Raw genomic sequence first — 274 nt, 5'->3', positions numbered from 1 at the left:
CCCAAGGCGATTCGGTGCGATAACGGGCCCGAGTACCTGAGCGCGGCGATCATCGAGCGGGCCCGGCAGTACGACATCAGGCTCGACTACATTCAGCCGGGCAAGCCGCAGCAGAACGCGTATGTCGAACGATTCAACCGGCCCGTGCGGTACGAATGGCTGTCACAGTACCACTGGGAAGACTTGGACCATGTGCAGCGCTTCGCGACCGATTGGACGTGGACTTACAATCATGACCGCCAGAACATGGCCTTGGGCGGATTTACGCCAAAGC

Annotated in this window: 1 protein-coding gene; it reads left to right on the top strand. The window is 60.2% G+C overall.

The window, feature by feature from the left end; translation table 11 throughout:
• The coding region (locus SB816_RS31505; protein ID WP_410548182.1) for an integrase core domain-containing protein at positions 1 to 274 on the top strand (274 nt) is incomplete at both ends.

This window comes from Achromobacter sp. SIMBA_011 (assembly GCF_046535435.1).
GTDB classification, from domain to species: Bacteria; Pseudomonadota; Gammaproteobacteria; order Burkholderiales; family Burkholderiaceae_B; genus Achromobacter; species Achromobacter dolens.
This window is presented reverse-complemented; position numbering and strand designations above follow the sequence as displayed.